This window comes from Haloarcula sp. MBLA0138 (assembly GCF_055632455.1).
Map to the genome: position 1 here is coordinate 2,587,326 of NZ_CM145746.1, position 17,336 is coordinate 2,604,661.

The 17,336-nt window shown below is 68.3% G+C and carries 18 protein-coding genes; 6 read left to right on the plus strand and 12 right to left on the minus strand.

Translation table 11 applies throughout. The features are described 5' to 3' along the window. Positions 1–7: 7 nt before the first annotated feature. On the minus strand, positions 8–826 hold the full coding sequence (locus tag ACV7JO_RS13830) for an Sjogren's syndrome/scleroderma autoantigen 1 family protein (RefSeq protein WP_470353992.1): 819 nt from the start codon (positions 824–826) through the stop codon (positions 8–10). 116 nt (positions 827–942) lie between these two features. Here ACV7JO_RS13830 and mdh point away from each other — a divergent pair, with 116 nt between their 5' ends. Further along, positions 943–1,854 carry a malate dehydrogenase gene (gene mdh, locus ACV7JO_RS13835; RefSeq protein ID WP_470353993.1) on the plus strand — a complete coding sequence of 304 codons (912 nt, stop codon included), beginning with the start codon at positions 943–945 and terminating at the stop codon, positions 1,852–1,854. Positions 1,855–1,901: 47 nt separating this feature from the next. On the opposite strand, the gene ACV7JO_RS13840 is transcribed toward mdh, so the two are convergent. From ACV7JO_RS13840 to ACV7JO_RS13855, 4 genes are all read right to left on the minus strand, one after another. Next, positions 1,902–2,024, minus strand: a complete 123-nt coding sequence (locus ACV7JO_RS13840; protein WP_470353994.1) for a hypothetical protein — start codon at positions 2,022–2,024, stop codon at positions 1,902–1,904. Positions 2,025–2,131: 107 nt separating this feature from the next. After that, complete coding sequence (locus tag ACV7JO_RS13845; RefSeq protein ID WP_470353995.1) at positions 2,132–2,860, minus strand: OapC/ArvC family zinc-ribbon domain-containing protein; 729 nt, start codon at positions 2,858–2,860, stop codon at positions 2,132–2,134. Next, on the minus strand, positions 2,860–3,243 hold the full coding sequence (locus ACV7JO_RS13850; protein ID WP_470353996.1) for a DUF2073 domain-containing protein: 384 nt from the start codon (positions 3,241–3,243) through the stop codon (positions 2,860–2,862). Before ACV7JO_RS13850 ends, ACV7JO_RS13845 begins: the two co-directional genes overlap by 1 nt. A gap of 4 nt (positions 3,244–3,247) precedes the next feature. After that, entirely contained in the window at positions 3,248–3,889 is a 642-nt protein-coding gene (locus ACV7JO_RS13855) for an Era-like GTP-binding protein (protein WP_004590329.1), read from the minus strand. Positions 3,890–4,907: 1,018 nt separating this feature from the next. On the opposite strand from ACV7JO_RS13855, the gene ACV7JO_RS13860 reads away from it, so the two are divergent. After that, entirely contained in the window at positions 4,908–6,467 is a 1,560-nt protein-coding gene (locus ACV7JO_RS13860; protein ID WP_470353997.1) for a Cdc6/Cdc18 family protein, read from the plus strand. A gap of 6 nt (positions 6,468–6,473) precedes the next feature. On the opposite strand, the gene ACV7JO_RS13865 is transcribed toward ACV7JO_RS13860, so the two are convergent. Next, positions 6,474–7,127 (minus strand): S26 family signal peptidase, encoded by a 654-nt coding sequence (locus ACV7JO_RS13865; RefSeq protein WP_470353998.1) that lies wholly within the window; start codon positions 7,125–7,127, stop codon positions 6,474–6,476. Positions 7,128–7,212: 85 nt separating this feature from the next. On the opposite strand from ACV7JO_RS13865, the gene ACV7JO_RS13870 reads away from it, so the two are divergent. Continuing rightward, on the plus strand, positions 7,213–8,790 hold the full coding sequence (locus ACV7JO_RS13870) for a DNA-directed DNA polymerase II small subunit (RefSeq protein WP_470353999.1): 1,578 nt from the start codon (positions 7,213–7,215) through the stop codon (positions 8,788–8,790). 135 nt (positions 8,791–8,925) lie between these two features. Continuing rightward, entirely contained in the window at positions 8,926–10,218 is a 1,293-nt protein-coding gene (locus tag ACV7JO_RS13875; RefSeq protein WP_470354000.1) for an O-acetylhomoserine aminocarboxypropyltransferase/cysteine synthase family protein, read from the plus strand. Here ACV7JO_RS13875 and ACV7JO_RS13880 read toward each other — a convergent pair. From ACV7JO_RS13880 to ACV7JO_RS13900, 5 genes are all read right to left on the minus strand, one after another. After that, complete coding sequence (locus ACV7JO_RS13880) at positions 10,215–10,682, minus strand: hypothetical protein (protein ID WP_470354001.1); 468 nt, start codon at positions 10,680–10,682, stop codon at positions 10,215–10,217. The genes ACV7JO_RS13875 and ACV7JO_RS13880 overlap by 4 nt on opposite strands. Before the next feature lie 62 nt (positions 10,683–10,744). After that, positions 10,745–11,377, minus strand: coding sequence for a phosphoserine phosphatase SerB (gene serB, locus ACV7JO_RS13885; protein WP_470354002.1), 633 nt, complete (start codon positions 11,375–11,377; stop codon positions 10,745–10,747). 75 nt (positions 11,378–11,452) lie between these two features. Further along, positions 11,453–12,163: a DUF8071 domain-containing protein gene (locus tag ACV7JO_RS13890; protein ID WP_470354003.1), complete on the minus strand. Its 711-nt coding sequence runs from the start codon at positions 12,161–12,163 to the stop codon at positions 11,453–11,455. A gap of 121 nt (positions 12,164–12,284) precedes the next feature. Then, on the minus strand, positions 12,285–14,459 hold the full coding sequence (locus ACV7JO_RS13895) for an ATP-dependent DNA helicase (protein ID WP_470354004.1): 2,175 nt from the start codon (positions 14,457–14,459) through the stop codon (positions 12,285–12,287). A 201-nt stretch (positions 14,460–14,660) separates the two neighbouring features. After that, a complete protein-coding gene (locus tag ACV7JO_RS13900; RefSeq protein ID WP_470354005.1) occupies positions 14,661–15,626 on the minus strand; it encodes a cation diffusion facilitator family transporter in 966 nt (321 codons plus the stop codon). Positions 15,627–15,693: 67 nt separating this feature from the next. Between ACV7JO_RS13900 and ACV7JO_RS13905 the strand changes: the two genes are divergently transcribed. Then, the gene (locus ACV7JO_RS13905) at positions 15,694–16,215 is read left to right on the plus strand and encodes a metallophosphoesterase (RefSeq protein WP_470354006.1); all 522 of its coding nucleotides are present in this window, start codon (positions 15,694–15,696) and stop codon (positions 16,213–16,215) included. 124 nt (positions 16,216–16,339) lie between these two features. Here ACV7JO_RS13905 and ACV7JO_RS13910 read toward each other — a convergent pair whose 3' ends face one another. Next, positions 16,340–17,014, minus strand: coding sequence for an ArsR/SmtB family transcription factor (locus ACV7JO_RS13910; RefSeq protein ID WP_470354007.1), 675 nt, complete (start codon positions 17,012–17,014; stop codon positions 16,340–16,342). A gap of 160 nt (positions 17,015–17,174) precedes the next feature. Here ACV7JO_RS13910 and ACV7JO_RS13915 point away from each other — a divergent pair, with 160 nt between their 5' ends. Continuing rightward, the gene (locus ACV7JO_RS13915) at positions 17,175–17,303 is read left to right on the plus strand and encodes a DUF7859 family protein (protein ID WP_470354008.1); all 129 of its coding nucleotides are present in this window, start codon (positions 17,175–17,177) and stop codon (positions 17,301–17,303) included. The last annotated feature ends 33 nt before the right edge of the window (positions 17,304–17,336 follow it).

Genomic DNA, 17,336 nt, shown 5'->3' on the forward strand with positions numbered 1-17,336 from the left:
GCCGGCGTCAGAAGGTCGCGGCGTCGAGCGCTTCGGCCGCCTCGCGGGCCGCCGCGAGGTGTTCGCGGGCGGTCCGGGGGTCGTCGGCCGCGGCGGCGCGCTCGGCGTAGGCTCTGAGCGTCTCGGCCAGCAACGCCTCCGCCGCCTCGAGGTCGGCGGCCACGTCGCCGTCGGGCGAGCGGGTTCGAGTGGAAACACCGGGGTCGGGCCGGGACGGGGCGGCGTCCGCGTCGGCGCGGGCGGGAGTGTCCGAGTCGGGCCGGGGCGCGGTACTCGGGTCGGCGACGCCGTCGTCGGGCGTCGGCCGAGCGTCCCGCTCGGCCGACTGTGCGGCGGGGTCGGGCGTCGGTGTCTCGGTGGGGGCGGGGTCGGCCGCTGTCGGTTCCGCTTGGGCGTCGGCGGCCGCGTGCTGTTCGGACCGGGCGTCGGCGGCCGCTCGGTCGGGTTCGCCCTCGGCTGGCTGGCCCGGGGCACCCTCGGCACCGTCGGGGGCGTCGCCGTCGGCCGTCTCCCCGCCGAACTGGACGTGGGCGTCGTCACTGGGGTCGGTCACTTCGATGTGGTCGCCGGCGTCGGAACCGTCCCCCTCGCCGTCGCCCTGCTGGGCCCCGTCGCCGCGGTCGACGGGCTTCTGACAGGTCGGACAGAACTCCTGTCCGTCGTAGCGAAAGACCGGGTCGCCACACTCGTTGCAGTGGGCGTTGGTCATCGTCGCGCCCTTGAGCAGCAGTTCGCTCATCTGTTCGGTCGCCGCGCGCTTCTCCTCCTCGCGCTCGAACTTCTCGCGGAGCTTCTCGCGCTCGGCCTCCTTGTCGAAGTCGCTCATGTGTGTCCCAACGCCGTCACGCTGAAAACCGTTTTCGGGTGCGGTAGAGCGCGGTCGACCGGGAACTGGGGGGTTTCGACACGTTTAACGTCGGCGCGGGTGGCGTTTCGAATGGTATGACAAAGGTAAGCGTAGTCGGTGCGGCCGGCACGGTCGGCGCGGCGGCAGGGTACAACATCGCGCTCCGGGACATCGCCGACGAGGTCGTCTTCGTCGACATCCCCGACAAGGAGGAGGACACCGTCGGGCAGGCGGCCGACACCAACCACGGTATCGCCTACGACTCGAACACGACCGTCCGACAGGGCGGCTACGAGGACACCGCGGGCTCCGACGTGGTCGTCATCACGGCGGGCATCCCGCGCCAGCCGGGCCAGACCCGCATCGACCTCGCGGGCGACAACGCGCCAATCATGGAGGACATCCAGTCCTCGCTGGACGAGCACAACGACGACTACGTCTCGCTGACGACCTCGAACCCGGTGGACCTGCTGAACCGCCACCTCTACGAGGCCGGCGACCGCGCCCGCGAGCAGGTCATCGGCTTCGGCGGCCGTCTGGACTCGGCGCGGTTCCGGTACGTCCTCTCCGAGCGCTTCGACGCCCCGACCCGAAACGTGGAGGCGACCATCCTCGGCGAACACGGCGACGCGCAGGTCCCGGTCTTCTCGAAGGTCCGCGTCGACGGCACGGACCCCGAGTTCAGCGGCGACGAGCGCGAGGAGATTCTGGCCGACCTACAGGAGTCCGCGATGGACGTCATCGAGCGCAAGGGCGCGACCGAGTGGGGGCCCGCCCGCGGCGTCGCCCACATGGTCGAGGCCATCGTCCGCGACACCGGCGCGGTGTTGCCCGCCTCCGTCAAACTACAGGGCGAGTTCGGCCACGAGGACACCGCCTTCGGCGTCCCCGTCCGCCTCGGCTCGAACGGGGTCGAAGAGATAGTCGAGTGGGAACTGGACGACTACGAGCAGGAACTGATGGCCGAAGCGGCCGAGAAGCTCTCCGAGCAGTACGACCAGATATAGGCGGCCGGCGCGCGGTTTTCGCGGTCTGGTTCGCGGCGCGGTCGACGCTACGCCCGCTCCTCGTCGTCGAACCAGTCGACCTCGCGGACGCCGTCCGAGCCGTCGTCCTCGACGTCGGACCCGAGGAGCGACGCCCATTCGTCGACGTGTGAGTGCTCCCGCTGTCGCATGGGTCTACGCGGAATATCTATCCCATATTATATAACCGTTGTGCCGGGGCCGCCCACAGAATAGTGGTAACACCGCTGAGACGGTTGCAGACGGTGTGAAATCGCGTTTACTCCCGCAGCGTCTCCGGGACCTGAATGGAGTAGCGGCCGTCCTCCTGCAGCGCGATGATGTACTCGTCGCGGTCGTACAGCTCCATGAGGTTCAGCTCGTACTGGCCCGGTTCGAGCACCTTGATGGACTCGAACTGGTCGTTGAGTTCCGCCCGGAGCTCGTCGAGGTCGGGACGGTCACGCCGGTCCGCGTCGGTGTCGTCCCCGCCCTCGCTCTCCTCGGTCGCTGCCGCGACCGGCTGGAAGCGGTGCTCGGTGTCGGTCTCGGTCTGCGGGTCGGTCGGGAGCTCGTCGGGCGAGACGACCTCGCCGCGCGCGCTCGCCTGCGCCGAGTCCTCGGTGTCGGCCGCCGACGGGTCGCCGACGGGGCCCGCGTCCGACACGGCGGAAGTCGAGACGCCGGGTTCGCTCGGGCCGTCGGGGGTTCCAGTCGAAACCGGGGGCTCGCCGTCGGCGGGCGCGCCGGCGGTGGCCGACTCCGACGCCGAGCCGGTGCCGGAGACGAGGTCGCGAACCGTCGCGGCCGTCTTGCCGACGGTCCGGGCGACCCCGTCGCCGCCGGGCGGGTCGGGCGGGTCCGGCGGCTCCGCGTCTGGGTCCGGCTCCGCGCTCTCTCGGTCGGGCCGGAACTGGAACTTGTTCCCGCCACAGTCCGGACAGCCCGAGAGCATCTCCTTGGAGCCGTCGTCGAACACGCGGCCACAGCTCGTACACTGGTGGGGCATTATTTCCGGGAGACGAGGGCGCTGATGAGGGTCTCGTCCTTGTGCAGCGTCTCTATCTGGTTGGCCGGACCGATGACGGTCAGCTTCTTCGTCGATTCCTTGCCCATGATGCGGTCGAGGATGCTCGCGTCGGCCGTCTCGGACTTGGGGTAGGTCTCTATCTCGATGCCGTTGAACTCGTCGGGGCTTATCTCGGTCATCGTGACCTCGATGAGCCGGGACTCCTCGTCGGGCGAGAGCCCCTCTTCGAGGATGACGATGTTGCCGTCGCGGACCCCGTCGAGAATCATCCGTATCTTCTCCATCGAGGTCATCCCGTCCATCCGCTCGCCGCTGATGAGGTCTATCTGCACGCCGTCGTCGGGGTCTTTCACTTCCGCCATCGTATCACCCGAAGTACTCCGCTATCTTGTCGTAGACCTCGTCCATGTTGTCGCCCTCCAGCGCGGAGAGCGGGATGGTCTCGTGTTGTGGGTAGGCGTTGCGAATCCGCTGGACCGACGACTCCTCTAAGTCGATCTTGTTGGCGAGAATCAACACCGGCAGGTCCTGACTCTCGATGATGCCGATGAGCATCGTGTTGACCTGCGTGAACGGGTCTGTCGCCGAGTCGAGGACGTAGATGACGCCGTCGACGTCCTCCCGGAGCCAGTGCATCGCTTCCGCAACCCCTTCGGTGGCCTCCCGGGAGCGGCGGACGGCGTCGTCTTTCTCCATGTCGTGTTCGAGGAACTCGGTGTAGTCGACTTTCGTCGTCACACCGGGCGTGTCCACGATGTCGATGGTGACCTTCTTGCCGTCGCGCTCTATCTCGACGTTCTCCTTGCGCCGTGCGCGGCGTGTCTCGTGTGGTACGTGACTCTCCGGGCCGACGGCGTCGCCGGTCCAGTCACGGGCGATGCGGTTGGCAAGCGTCGTCTTCCCCGCGTTCGGGGGGCCGTAGATGCCGATACGCTTCGGGTCTTCCTCCGAGAACAGCGTCGACGCTGCCCGCGAAATGCTATCTTTGAGGTTCGTTAACAATCCCATCCTCGTTCCTCCCGCCGCCCGGATTACCCGGTATCGCGGCGTCTGCCCGTAGAAGAAAGGCGAATTCACTTAAGGCTACGTCAGACAACCGTAATTTTTCCGAGTTGTTCGGCAGTGGCAAACGGAGCGGGAAGCGGGGTCCGCGGAGCAGAATCGGGTGACGGAGACGGGAAAGCGTCAGAGAACCGAAGACCGGGCGCTGGACGACAAGGAAACGGGGCGAGTGTCGAAGGTAGAGGAAGCCCCCCACCCCTTCGTTTCAACTGGAACGGGGAATAGGTGTGTCCACGGGAACCGCTCGGCCCGAATCGCGGGTGACGACTGCGCGCTCTAGACGAGGGTATCAGCCGGTAGCGTCGCCTAGACGCTAGTACAGCATACTAACTATACCTACAACGTTCTATTTCTCCAGTGCGGCTCTGGTTTAACGGTATCTATGTTAAATCTTTCCTAGTCTAGCTCGTTCTCATTCTACTTCTTTACCCCCCCACCCGGGTGGTTTCTCCGTTGCACCCGAAACGAAGGGGTGGGGGGGTCTACCCGGCATGGAGGTCGACCAACTCTCGGCAGACACTGAGTCAGTCCGTAGGGACCCCTTCGGGTCGGTCGACGCCGTCCGCTCGCGTCCCGCCGCTTTCGCCGAACCCGCCACCGTTTCCCGTCCACCCGAACCCACCCCTTTCCCACAAGGGGGTTGGCTCTCGTCGACTCGACGCGGTGAGTTCCCTCTCGTCGCAACCGCGCATTCCGTCCGTCTGTGGCCGACCGTCCTCCTCGTGGTCGCTCGGCGTCTGTCTCGCCGTGATTGCTGTCCCGAGCTGTTCGCCCCCCGTTTCGGGTCCGGCGCTCTCAATCGACCGAAATATTTATTATCGAATCAGCCACGGGTTCATGTGGTTCAACTGGACGCACCCGTGACGACGAAACCGACAGGTGGTGGCGTGAAACGCCGTGTCTCGGCCGCTCTTCGGGTGCGGGCCGCTCTCTCCACACGAAACGAAGGGGTATCTCTCTGGACATGACCGACGCAAGCGACGACCCGGACGACGAGACGAACCGGTCGGAGCCGGTCGCCGACGCCGACTCGACCGGCGACGGTGGGCCGCTGGACGGCGAGACGACAGCGGAGGGTGGGGTCCTCGACGACGTCGTCCTCGACGGCATCGACTCCGGCGACGACGACTCCGACGAGGCCTCGCGAGGTCTGTTCGACGACCTGCTCGACGGGGAGCCGATATTCGAGAACAAGGAGGTGCTTCGCCCCTCCTACACGCCCCACAAGCTCCCCCACCGTGAGGAGCAGATAAACAACATGGCGACTATCCTCGTCACCGCGTTGCGCGGGGACACGCCCTCGAACATCCTCATCTACGGGAAGACTGGGACGGGCAAGACCGCCAGCGCGAAGTTCGTCAGCGAGGAACTGGAGACGACCTCCCAGAAGTACGAGGTCCCCTGCGAGGTCGAGTACATCAACTGCGAGGTCACCGACACCCAGTACCGCGTCCTCGCACAGTTGGCGAACAAGTTCATCGACAAGAACGGCGAGGTCATCGACGAGCGGGTCGCCGACCTCGAGGACCTCGCCTCGCGTGCGCGCGAAGACGAATCAGCGCTGGCCGACACCGAGTTCGACGCCGTGGCGGCGGTCGAGGACCGCATCGACGACCTCGAAGCGGACAAGGCGGGCTTCGAGGACGTGCCGATGACGGGATGGCCCACCGACCGCGTCTACAGTTCCTTTTTCGACGCCGTCGACTACCACGAGCGCGTGGTCGTCATCATGCTCGACGAGATAGATAAGCTCGTCGAGAAGAGCGGGGACGACACGCTCTACAACCTCTCGCGGATGAACTCCGAGCTGGAGAACTCCCGCGTGAGTATCATGGGCATCTCCAACGACCTGAAGTTCACCGACTTCCTCGACCCCCGGGTCAAGTCTAGCCTCGGCGAGGAGGAGATCGTCTTCCCGCCCTACGACGCCAACCAGCTCCGGGACATCCTGCAGGCCCGCTCGGAGGTCGCGTTCAAGACTGCCGCCCTCTCGGACGACGTCATCCCCCTGTGTGCGGCCTTCGCCGCGCAGGAACACGGGGACGCCCGCCGGGCGCTCGACCTGCTGCGGACGGCGGGTGAACTCGCCGAGCGCGACCAGACCGACCAAGTCGAGGAGGACCACGTCCGGCAGGCCCAAGAGAAGATAGAACTCGACCGCGTGGTCGAGGTAGTACGGACGCTGCCGACCCAGTCGAAGATCGTCCTCTTCGCTATCATCCTGCTGGAGAAAAACGGCGTCCACAACATCAACACCGGCGAGGTATACAACATCTACAAGAACCTCTGTCAGGAGATCGACGCCGACGTGCTAACCCAGCGGCGGGTGACTGACCTCATCTCCGAACTCGACATGCTGGGCATCGTCAACGCCGTCGTCGTCTCGAAGGGTCGCTACGGCCGCACCAAGGAGATCTCGCTGTCGGTGCCGACCGACGAGACGGAGGCGGTCCTGCTGTCTGATTCGCGGCTGGGCGACATCGAGGACGTGCAGCCGTTCGTACAGGCCCGCTTCGACAACTGACAGGGGTTACGGCGCGGGTCGGGTCGCGTTCGCGGCCGCCCGGTTCGACCGGAGGCGTATCTCCCCGAGCAGCGGGACGCGGGCCTCCGCGGTGCCGACGACCCACCCGGGGCGCACGACGCCGCTGATAGTGTTTGCCCCGACTTGGTCGTACTGGCCGTTCGAAATCCTGTTGTCGCCTTTCGTGATGAACCCGGCGTGGGGGGCCGGGCAGTTGGCGAGTTCGGCGCAGTTCCGGGCGTTCCCGATGGCGCTCTGGTTGGCGCGGTCGTACCAGTTCTCGTCGGCTTCGACGTACAGCATCGCTCGGTGGATGATGGGTGTCGTCCCGTTGTTGCCGTCCGGGGCGTAGACGACGACGTCGCCCCCCTGCTGGAATCTGGTGTAGCCCCCGTCGGCCTGCGCCGCGGTCACGACGCCGTGTTGGGCATCGGGGCCGGGGAACCGGTCTTCCTCCATCACGAACACGAGGTCGCCCTTCTGGATGTGTGGCTCCATGCTGCCGCTCTCGATGGCGACCAGCGGCGGCCAGACGCCGCTGACGGCGAACAGGAGCACCCCGACGACCAGCACCGCGCCGGCGCTGCTGACGACGTCCCGCAGGTAGGTACGGGCACTCGGCCCGTCGCCGCCGTCCGACTGTGACTCCCGCCCGGACATACGACTCGGCTTGTCACAGGCCGCGTATCAACTTTCCGTTGTCCCCTCCCGTCACGCTTTTGCTGTCCGGGACGGAGTAGCGAACGTGCCTCTGGAGACGCCGGCACGGGTGGTGAGCGAACTCGCCAGCCGCGGCTACAACGCCGAGCGCGAGGCCGTGACTCTGCTGGCGGACGCCCCCGACACTGACGCGGCGCTGGGTGACGCACTGGAAACGATGCCCGACGACGCGCTCAAGCTGACGGCGGCCCACGTCCGGGCCGTCCTCGACGCCTCGGGACCCGACGACAGCGGGGCCGAACCGTCCTCCAGAGCGGATCGACGCGACACCGCAGCGCCGGCGACCGACGCCGCCCCGGACCCCCCCGCTTCGACTGGAACTGCCGACGCCGAGACGGCCGACGGCGGGGGCGGTGTTCCAGTCGAAACGAAGGGGTCGAGAGACGCGGACACGAGCCTGCGTGCCATCGAGGTCGCCAACGACATGACGGGGAGTTCGACCGGGACCGGCGAGTACGGCGACTTCGTGACGGTGTTCCGGGACCGCTACGAGAAACTCGCCACCAAGCTCCGCGGTCGGGTCAACCACCGGCCGACCGACGCCATCGAGAGCATGGCCGGGGGCAGCGAGGCGGCGCTGGTCGGCATGGTCTCGGACATCCGCTCGACGGCCAGCGGTCACTGGCTCGTCGAACTGGAGGACACCAACGGCACCTTCCCCTGTCTCGTGATGAAAGACCGCCCCATCGCCGACCTCGTCCAGCAGTTGCTCTTGGACGAGGTCATCGCCGTCGAGGGGACGCTGGCCGACGACGCCGGCATCCTCTTCGTCGACAACCTCTACTTCCCGGACGTTCCCCGGACTCACTCGCCGTCGACGGCCGACCGCCACGTGCAGGCGGCGCTCATCTCGGACGTTCACGTCGGCAGTCAGGAGTTCATGGCCGACGCGTGGCACCGCTTTACCGACTGGCTTCACACCGCGGAGGCCGAGACCGTCGAGTACCTCCTCATCGCGGGCGACATGGTGGAGGGCGTCGGCGTCTACCCCGACCAGGACGACGAACTCGACATCGTCGACATCTACGAGCAGTACGAGCGCTTCGCGGAGTACCTGAAGGAAGTGCCCGGCGACATGGAGATACGGATGATTCCGGGCAACCACGACGCTGTCCGCCTCGCGGAGCCACAGCCCGGGTTCGACGAGGAACTGCGCGCTATCATGACCGCCCACGACGCGCAGGTCCACTCGAACCCGGCCTTGGTCACCGTCGAGGGCGTGACGGTCCTCATGTACCACGGCGTCTCCTTGGACGAGGTCATCGCCGAACTCCCCGACGAGGAGGCCAGCTACGACGAGCCACACAAGGCGATGTACCAGCTCCTGAAGAAGCGCCACGTCGCCCCGCAGTACGGCGGCCACACCCGCCTCGCGCCCGAGGACCGGGACTACCTCGTGATGGAGGAGGTCCCCGACGTGTTCCACACCGGCCACGTCCACAAGCTCGGCTGGGGGAAGTACCACAACGTGCTGGCGCTGAATTCGGGCTGTTGGCAGGCCCAGACCGACTTTCAGAAGTCCGTCAACATCGACCCCGACGCCGGCTTCGCCCCCATCCTCGATCTGGACACGCTCGATATGACCGTCCGGAAATTCGCGTGAGAACCGGTTTCGTCGTCCCCCTCCTCGACGGCGTCCGTCATCGACTCCAACCCAAATTCGCCGCGACCTCGGACCACCAGCGTGGGTCGCCGCGCCGGGGAGAGTTAAGGGCGTTCCCGTTCAGTATCCCCCTGTATGAGCGACGACGACCGCGGATTCGAGACGGACGCCCTACACGTCGGACAGGAAGAGCCGGACGCCGAGACACGGTCCCGTGCGCCGCCGCTGTATCAGACCACCTCCTACGTCTTCGAGGACGCGGAGGACGCGGCCGCCCAGTTCGCGCTGGAGAAGCCCGGCCACATCTACTCGCGGCTGATGAACCCGACCGTCTCGATGCTCCAAGAGCGGCTGGCGGCCTTGGAGGGCGGCGTCGGGGCCGTCGCCACCGCCTCGGGGATGGCGTCGCTGAACCTCGCCACGTTCCTGCTGGCCGACGTGGGCGACAACGTCGTCACGGCCTCTTCGCTGTACGGCGGCACCTACACCTACTACACCCACACCGCGCCGCGCAACGGCGTCGAGACGCGGTTCGTCGACACGCTGGACTACGACGCCTACGCCGAGGCCATCGACGAGGACACGGCCTACGTCCACTGCGAGACCATCGGCAACCCCGCCTTGGTGACGCCGGACTTCGAGCGACTGGCCGACATCGCCCACGACCACGGCGTCCCCCTGTTCGTGGACAACACCTTCGCCACGCCGTACCTCTGTAACCCCATCGAACACGGGGCTGACCTCGTCTGGAACTCCACGACGAAGTGGATTCACGGCCACGGCACCACCGTCGGCGGCGTGCTGGTCGACGGCGGCTCGTTCCCGTGGGCCGACCACGCTGAGAAGTACCCCGAAATCGCCGGCGACAACCCCGCCTACCACGGCGTGAACTTCGAGGAGCGGTTCGGCGACGCCGCCTTCACTTACGCCGCCATCGCCCGCGGCCTGCGGGACCTCGGCTGCCAGCAGTCGCCCTTCGACGCGTGGCAGACGATGCAGGGCCTCGAAACCCTGCCCGCGCGGATGGACCGCCACTGCGGGAACGCGATGGCCGTCGCCGAACACCTCGCGGACCACCCGGAAGTCTCGTGGGTCACCTACCCCGGACTGGACGACCACGAGACTCACGAAACCGCGAGCGAGTACCTCGACGGCGGCTACGGCGGCATGATAACGTTCGGCCTCGAAGCCGGCTACGACGCCGCCCGGACCACCGTCGAGTCGACGGAAATCGCCAGCCTGCTGGCGAACGTCGGCGACGCGAAGACGCTGGTCATCCACCCCGCGAGTACCACCCACCAGCAGCTCACCGACGAGGAGCAGGCCGCCGCCGGCGTCACCGACGACATGGTGCGGCTCTCGGTCGGGACGGAGTCGGTCGCGGACATCATCGCCGACCTCGACCAAGCCATCGCGCAGGCGACCTAGAGGCTGTAGAGGACGCGGGTCCCGAGCCACACGACGAGGCCGAGGACGAGGAGATACGCCGCGGCCGACAGTGCCCAGTCCCGGCTGACCTGCCGCACCCGCTGGCGCGGCAGTCCGGCCCGCGGCAGGACCACGAGGACGAAGAACCCGACCATCAGAGCCAGCAGGGCGACGGCGGTCCCGAGGAACACGGCCACCGACACCCCCAGCAGCGCCTCGGCCAGCAACAGCATGGTTACGAACAGCGGCCCGGTGAGCCAGCCGGCGACGTGGTGGACCACCGCGGCCAGTCGGCCCGGCGCGTCGTCGGGCGACTGCTCGGTCAGCACGCCCGCGGCGACGCGGGGCGGCGTCTCACCCTCGGGGAGTCGGGCCATCACCACGTCCATCCCGCGGGTGGCGATGATTCCGGCGACGACGCCGACGGCGATGCGAAGCGGCGGCAGGAGGGGCCCTTGGACCATACCACCCCTTGCATCTCCTGACACTTCGGTGTCGTGGGCCGCTGGCCGCGCCGACCCCCTCCTCAGAGGAGGCCTTCGGCCTCCAGCAGGTCGTACAGTTCGTCCATCGTCTCGACGACGGTGTCACACGACGGTTCGACGGCCGGTTTCGGGTCGAACCCGACCGCCAGCCCCGCAACCTCCAGCATCGGGAGGTCGTTGGCCCCGTCGCCGACGGCGACGGTCGCCTCGCGGTCCTCGCCGACGACGGCCGTGGTGACCTCCAGCGCATCGTCTTTGGTCCCCTCGATGAGCGGGCCGCGGACCTCGCCGGTGAGTTCGCCGTCGGCGACCGGCAGGCGGTTGGCGACGACGGCGTCGACCGTGACGCCCTCGGCCGCGAGTGCGGCCTCGACGCCGCGCTCGAACCCGCCGGTGAGGACGACGACGGTGTGGCCCGCCGCCCGGAGCGCCTCGATGACCCGGTCCGCGCCCGGGCGGAGTTCGACGGCGTCGAAGGCCGCCTGCGCGTCGGCGTCGCTCACTCCCTCCAACAGGGCACACCGCTGGCGCAGGCTCTCGGCGTACTCGATTTCGTCGTTCATCGCCCGCTCCGTGATGGCGGCCATGTCCTCGGCGGTGCCGTTCCGGTCCCCGAGGAGGACCGTCATCTCCGAGTCCGAGAGCGTCCCGTCGAAGTCGAACGCGACTAGCATTGCCCGGGGATAACACAGCGGGGGTTTCAAACTATCCGGTTTGGAACCGGGCGCGCCGGCACCCAGTTCGCCGGCTCAGGCCTGCTCGGTCGGACGGGACGGGCCAGTGGCGTCGGAAAAGACGGCTCCGACCCACCGGAGGCCGACGCCCAGCAGGAAGCCACAGAGGGCGACGGGGACGCCGAACGCGACGCCGACGTACGCGGCGTGGGCGACGGCCTCGGGCAGCGAGACCACGGCCGTTCCCCCGCCGTAGGTCGAGACGGTGGTGCCGTAGCGCGCGAGCCCAGCGCCGAAGACCGGCGCGGCGACGAGGACCCCCGTCGGGACGAGCCCGGAGTTCACCCCGGCGCTGGCGGCCCCGAGGCCGACGAGGGCGGCCGCGGCGAGGAAGACGCCGAGTTCGGGGTCCGTCCCGTCCCACGTCCCCGACACGAGTTCGACGAGGGGGCCGTAGCCGAGGGTCGCGTCGACCCACCACGCCGACCCGAGGGCGAGGGGGACCGCGAGCAGGAGCAACAGCACCGAGAGGGGGAGCCGTCGACCGAGCAGGACCGTCCGGACCGGACCCGTCACCGCCTCCCGGAACGGGCCGGCGAGGACCCGACGGCTCCGGTCGGCCCCGGTCCACGCGCCCGACCGGAGCCACGACCCGGCCCGGCGGAGTGTTCGCCACGCCCGCGCCGTCGCCGCGCGGCCCCTCGCGGCGGTCCACGTGAGGGCGGCGACGACGACGGCGAGGGCGGCTGTACCGTCACTGCGGAGCGTCGAAAGTGGAGGGCGCATCACGTAGGGACTTCCGGTAGGACCGGCTTAAAATCTCTGACCGTTCAGTCGTTTGGGGGCGGACGCGTCCGCTGGCGCGGAGGGGCGGGCCAATCGCGGTCCCGCGCCGTTCGACCGCGGGCTAGGGCTTCGGCGGCGGGCCGTCGTAGGCGTCCATGTCCTGATAGAAGTTCAGCATGGCGAACTTCAGCTTCTCGGGGTCGACGTCGACCATCTCGCGGCGCTCCTCGGGCGGGAACGCGCCGCGGACGGCGTAGTCGTGCATCTCGATTTCGGCGGCCTCGGTGTACCGGCCGTCGAGCAGGATTCGCGCGCCGAAGTCCTCGGGCGAGCGGACGACCCGACCGAGCGCCTGCCGGGTCTTGCGGACCGTCGGCACCTCGACGGCGTAGCGCCAGCCGGCGTCGTCGGTGTCGGCGAAAGCGGTGTCGTAGGCCGACTGCACCGCCTCCATCCGGTCGTCCAGATGCGGGTAGGGGACGCCGACGACCACGACGGTGCGGGCGTCGTCGCCGTCGTAGCTGACCCCCTCGCCGAGCGTCCCCCACAGCGAGGTGAACAACACGCCGTCGTCGCCGTCGACGAACGCCTCCCGGAGGTCACGGGCCTGCCGCCCGGGTTCGTCCAGATAGCGGGTGCCACTGACCGCGACCATGTCGTGGTAGCGCTCGGCCTCGCCGTAGGAGGGGCAGAACACGAGCGTGTTGCCCGGCGTGAACCGGATGGCGTCCTCCAGCGTCCGGGCGACGGTCCGCTGGGTCTCGGGGTCGTCGCGCTGGCTGGAAAACAGCGCGGGGCCGTCGACGGCGTAGGTCCGCCGGCGCTGTTCGGGAAACTGCGCGCCGTAGGCCATCGTCACCGGGTCGTCGACGCCGACGACGGCCTCGGTCACGTCGAAGGGGCGCAGGGTCGCGCTCATCAACACGGCGGCGTGCAGGTCGTCGAACAGGTCTCGGGTCACCTGCTCGGGGATGCAGGTGTACAGTTCCGCCCGGCCGTACACCTCGTCGCTGCCCTCGTCGCGGCGGACGCTCACCACGGGGTACTGCCCGGTGTCGTCGCTCTCGGCCAGCCACGCGTCGAGAAAGCCGGCGGCTTGGAGGGTCTGGCACTCCTTGCGCGTGTTCAGCTCTCCCTCCTTGAACTGCTCCTCGTAGCGGGCGTCGAGGTCCCGGCCCAACTCCAGCGCCGCCGTCAGTTCCTCGTGGAAACCCGGACCCGTGTACCCCTGCAGGAACGACAGCGTCAGTTCGTCCCGCCGGTCGTCGTTGGCGATGGACACGTCCTCCCAGTGGTCGTCGACCTGCTCTCTGTCCCCGAAGCCGAAGCTCTCCTCGTAGGCCTCGACGAGGGCGTCGCGGAACGTCCGCAGGACGTTCGCTGCGCCCGCCGCCCGGTCGTCGTCGAGTCCGTCGAGTTCCTTCAGCGCCTCCGCGAGGGTGTTCTCGGTCAGCGTCCGGCGGGCGTGGTCGCGGGCCGCGGACTCGACGTTGTGGGCCTCGTCGAAGACGGCGACGATGTCCTCGGGGTCCCGGCCCAGCCACCGGAAGAACTGCTCCCGGATGGTCGGGTCGAGCAGGTGGTGGTAGTTACAGACGACGAGGTCGACCCCTTCGATACCCTCTTTCAGCAGTTCGTAGCCACACATCCCGCGCTCGCCGGCGTAGGCGTAGACGTCGTCGGGGGTGCGCACGTCGTCGTAGAGCCACGCGTAGAACGCCTCCGTGTTCTCGGTGAGGTTGCGGTAGTAGTGGTCGCAGGTCGACCGCTCTTCGAGCAGGTCGTCGCGTTCGTCCTGTAGGTCCCGCAGTTCCTCGACGACGGCGCTGCGGGCCTCCATGGCCTCGCTGCTGCCGGCCTGTCCGTCCGAGAGTAGTTCGCCCTCGCGCTGTTCGAGGTCGGCGATGTCGTCTTCGATGTCCACGAGGTCCCGCGTGGTGTCCCGCAGCGCCTGACACTCCTGATAGTCCACGTCGATGTGACACATCGACCCCTTCCCTCGGAAGACGACGGCGCGCAGGCGCTCTTGGTCGGTGATGGCGCGGGCGTCCTCGACGAACTGGCGCATCTGCTGGTGGACGTTGGTCGTGATGACGACGGTCTTGTTCGTCTCGCGGGCGTACTCCAGTGCCGGAGCCAGCGAGGCCAGCGTCTTGCCGGTGCCACAGGCTCCCTCGAACAGCACGTCCCGCCCCTCGTCGAGGGCGTCGTAGATAGTCCCCATCGCCTCCTGCTGGTGGTCGTAGGGCTCCTCGTAGGGGAAAAACCGGAGGTAGCCGTCGTCGGTCGTCGCCACGGGCGTGCGTTGGCCGCTGGCGCTGAAAAGGGTTCGCCCCGCCCCGGAAGTGGCCCCGCGCCGTCGGCGGGCGACCCGAGCGGGACCGTCGCGGCCACGGCCCGCCTCGACGTCGGCCGCCGCGGCGTCGTCCGGGCCGTCGACTACGAGGCGAGACAGCGCGACGGCCCCGTGGTGGCTCGACGGCGCGGACCCGTACGCCTAGGTCTCGGGTTCGATGTACACTTTCGATACGTCGCCGTTCGCCGTTATCATCGCGTCCTCGATGGCCGTGATGGCCGCGTCGATGTTGTCGGTGTCGAGCCCCTCGGTGAACGCCACGTCCGCCGAGACGATGACCTCGCCCGGCCCGAAGTACACCGTCCGGAAGTCGACGATGTCCGTGACGTGCTCGTTGTCGGTCACGACCGCGCGGAGGCGTCGCTCGGCCGTCGCCGGCAGGCTCTCGCCCAGCAGCAGCCGCTTGTTCTCCCACGCCAGCGCCAGCGCGAACCCCATCAGCATGATACCGATGAGCAGCGCCGACACTTGGTCGTAGACGGCGTTGCCCGTCTGCTGTTCGAGGAAGACGCCCAGCAGGGCGATGACGATGCCCGTCAGGGCGATAGTGTCCTCGGTCAGCGCCGTCAGCGTGGTCACGTCGCTGGTCTCGCGGAAGGCCTCGCGGTAGCTGTCCCAGCCGTTGCGGTCCATCTGCCGGCGCATCTCCGCGCGGGCTTTCACCAGCGCGTAGGTTTCGAAGGCGAACGCCGCCAGCAGGACGCCGTAGTTGACCCAGACCGGGTCGAGCCACGCCGGCGGCGTGTACTGGACGAACAGGAACTCCACCGACCCGCTACCGCCACCGCCGTGTCCCCCGCCCGTGAGCTGCTGGAACCCGTGTTTCGCGCTCTCCCAGCCCGCGATACCGAACAGGAGGACGGAGACGAGGAAGCTGTAGAAGAACTGCGCCTTGCCGTAGCCGAAGGGGTGGTCCCGGTCCCGGTCGCGGCCGCTGTAGCGGATGCCGATGAGGAGAAATACCTGATTGCCCGTATCGGAGACGCTGTGGTACGTCTCCGACAGCATCGCGGCGCTGCCGGTCAGCAGGAACCCGACGAACTTCAGGACCGCGATGGCCCCGTTGGCGACCAAGGCGGCGAGGACGACTGACTTACTACCTGCCATCGTCGGTCCCACTCCCGGGGCCGGCAAAGTGGTTCGGATTTTACGGCCGCGGCACGTACGCCCGGGTATGCTCACCGTACTCTCCGACACGCACGGGACGGACGGTCACCGGCTGACCGACCGGACGCTCGCGGCGACCCGCGCGGCCGACCGGGTCGTCCACGCCGGCGACTTCACGACCGAGGCCGTGTTGGACGCCGTCGCCGGCGAAGCCGACGCGCTCACGGCCGTCGCCGGCAACAACGATGCCCCGGCGGTCCGCGAACGCCTCCCCGACGTGGCGACCGGGACGTGGGCGGGGCTGCGGTTCCTCGTCGTCCACGGCCACGACCACACCGAGACCGCACTCGGGATGTTAGCCCGACAGGAAGACGCCGACCTCGTCGTCGTCGGTCACTCCCACCGTCCCACCATCGCGGAGACGGACGGTCGTCTGCTCGTCAATCCGGGGAGCTACGCCGACCCGCGGCGGTATCGCCCGGCCCACGCGGAGGTCGAGCGGGTCGGCAAGGGGGTCCGGGTCCGGCTCCGCGAACCGGACGGCACCACCGTCTCGACAGTCACGTGGGACCCAGAACGGGAGCGGTGAGCGCCGGCACGTGCCGGCGCGCGCCCGGAATGCCAGGAGTGTCAGTCGGAGACTGCGCCGACGCAAGTGTGTCTTTCACACCCACGGTAAAGGACCTACTGATTACTGAAAGCGGTGTTTGACACTACCGGACGTGCCACAGCGCGGCCATCGCGGCCAGAACGAACGCGCCGCCGGCGAAGAAGGCAACTCCCGGCTCGACGCCCGCCGCGGCTTCGGCCCCGGCGCGGCTGGCGTCGAACGCCCACGAACCGGTCCGGGTCCCCACGTCCGCGACGGTCCCGTTCTCGACGTAGAGGTCGGGGCCGCCACCGCCCACGTCGCCGGTCCCGGTCCGGACCGTCGGCCCGCCGAACAGGGCGGCCAGCCCGCCGCCGGCGACCTGTTGGACGAGGAGGCTCGCCAGCGCGACGACGCCGACACCGCCCAGCAGGTCGGTCAGCACCGACCGCAGGCCGGAGGTCTCCTGCTCGTCGCCGGCACAGATGACCAGCGGCTGGTTCGCGGGCGCGAACACGTCCATCTCGCGGCCCTTCTCGGAGTAGGCGGTGTCGACGACCTCGACCGCGCCGGCGTTCTCCAGCTTGTTCAGGTGGTACTGTGCGTTCTGGAGCGACGTATCCACGCGGTCCGCGAGTTCGGCCGGCGGTGCCGGCTCCCGGTTCAGTTCCGACAGCAGCGCCCGTGCGGTGTCGGAAGACAGCGCCGACAACACGTCGTCTGCCTCCTCGCTCTCGACCCCGATGACCCGGGGCTCGGCCTCGGGCACGGCGGGGTCCCGAGAGGGCAGCAACGACATACGACCCGATATGTTCTATACCGTTATGAGTCTTTGCCAAGGTCCGGCGACGACTGTACCCATCGCTCAAAACACCGTTTGACAGTCGAAATCGGCGGTTACGGCCCCGCTCGCGGTGAGGGGCGAAACCTCTTTCAGCGCTGCCCGAGAACCGCGGTCCATGCAGGTCGACTGGGTCACCTACGGCATCCTCGCGCTGGTACTGCTCTTTTTCTTCTTCATGTACCTGATGCTGCGCCGGACCTTGCAGGGCTTCCGAGAGGGAATGCGCCGCGGCCGCGACGAGTAGCGCCGAAAGTGGTTTGGGGGCGTCGCCGGACTG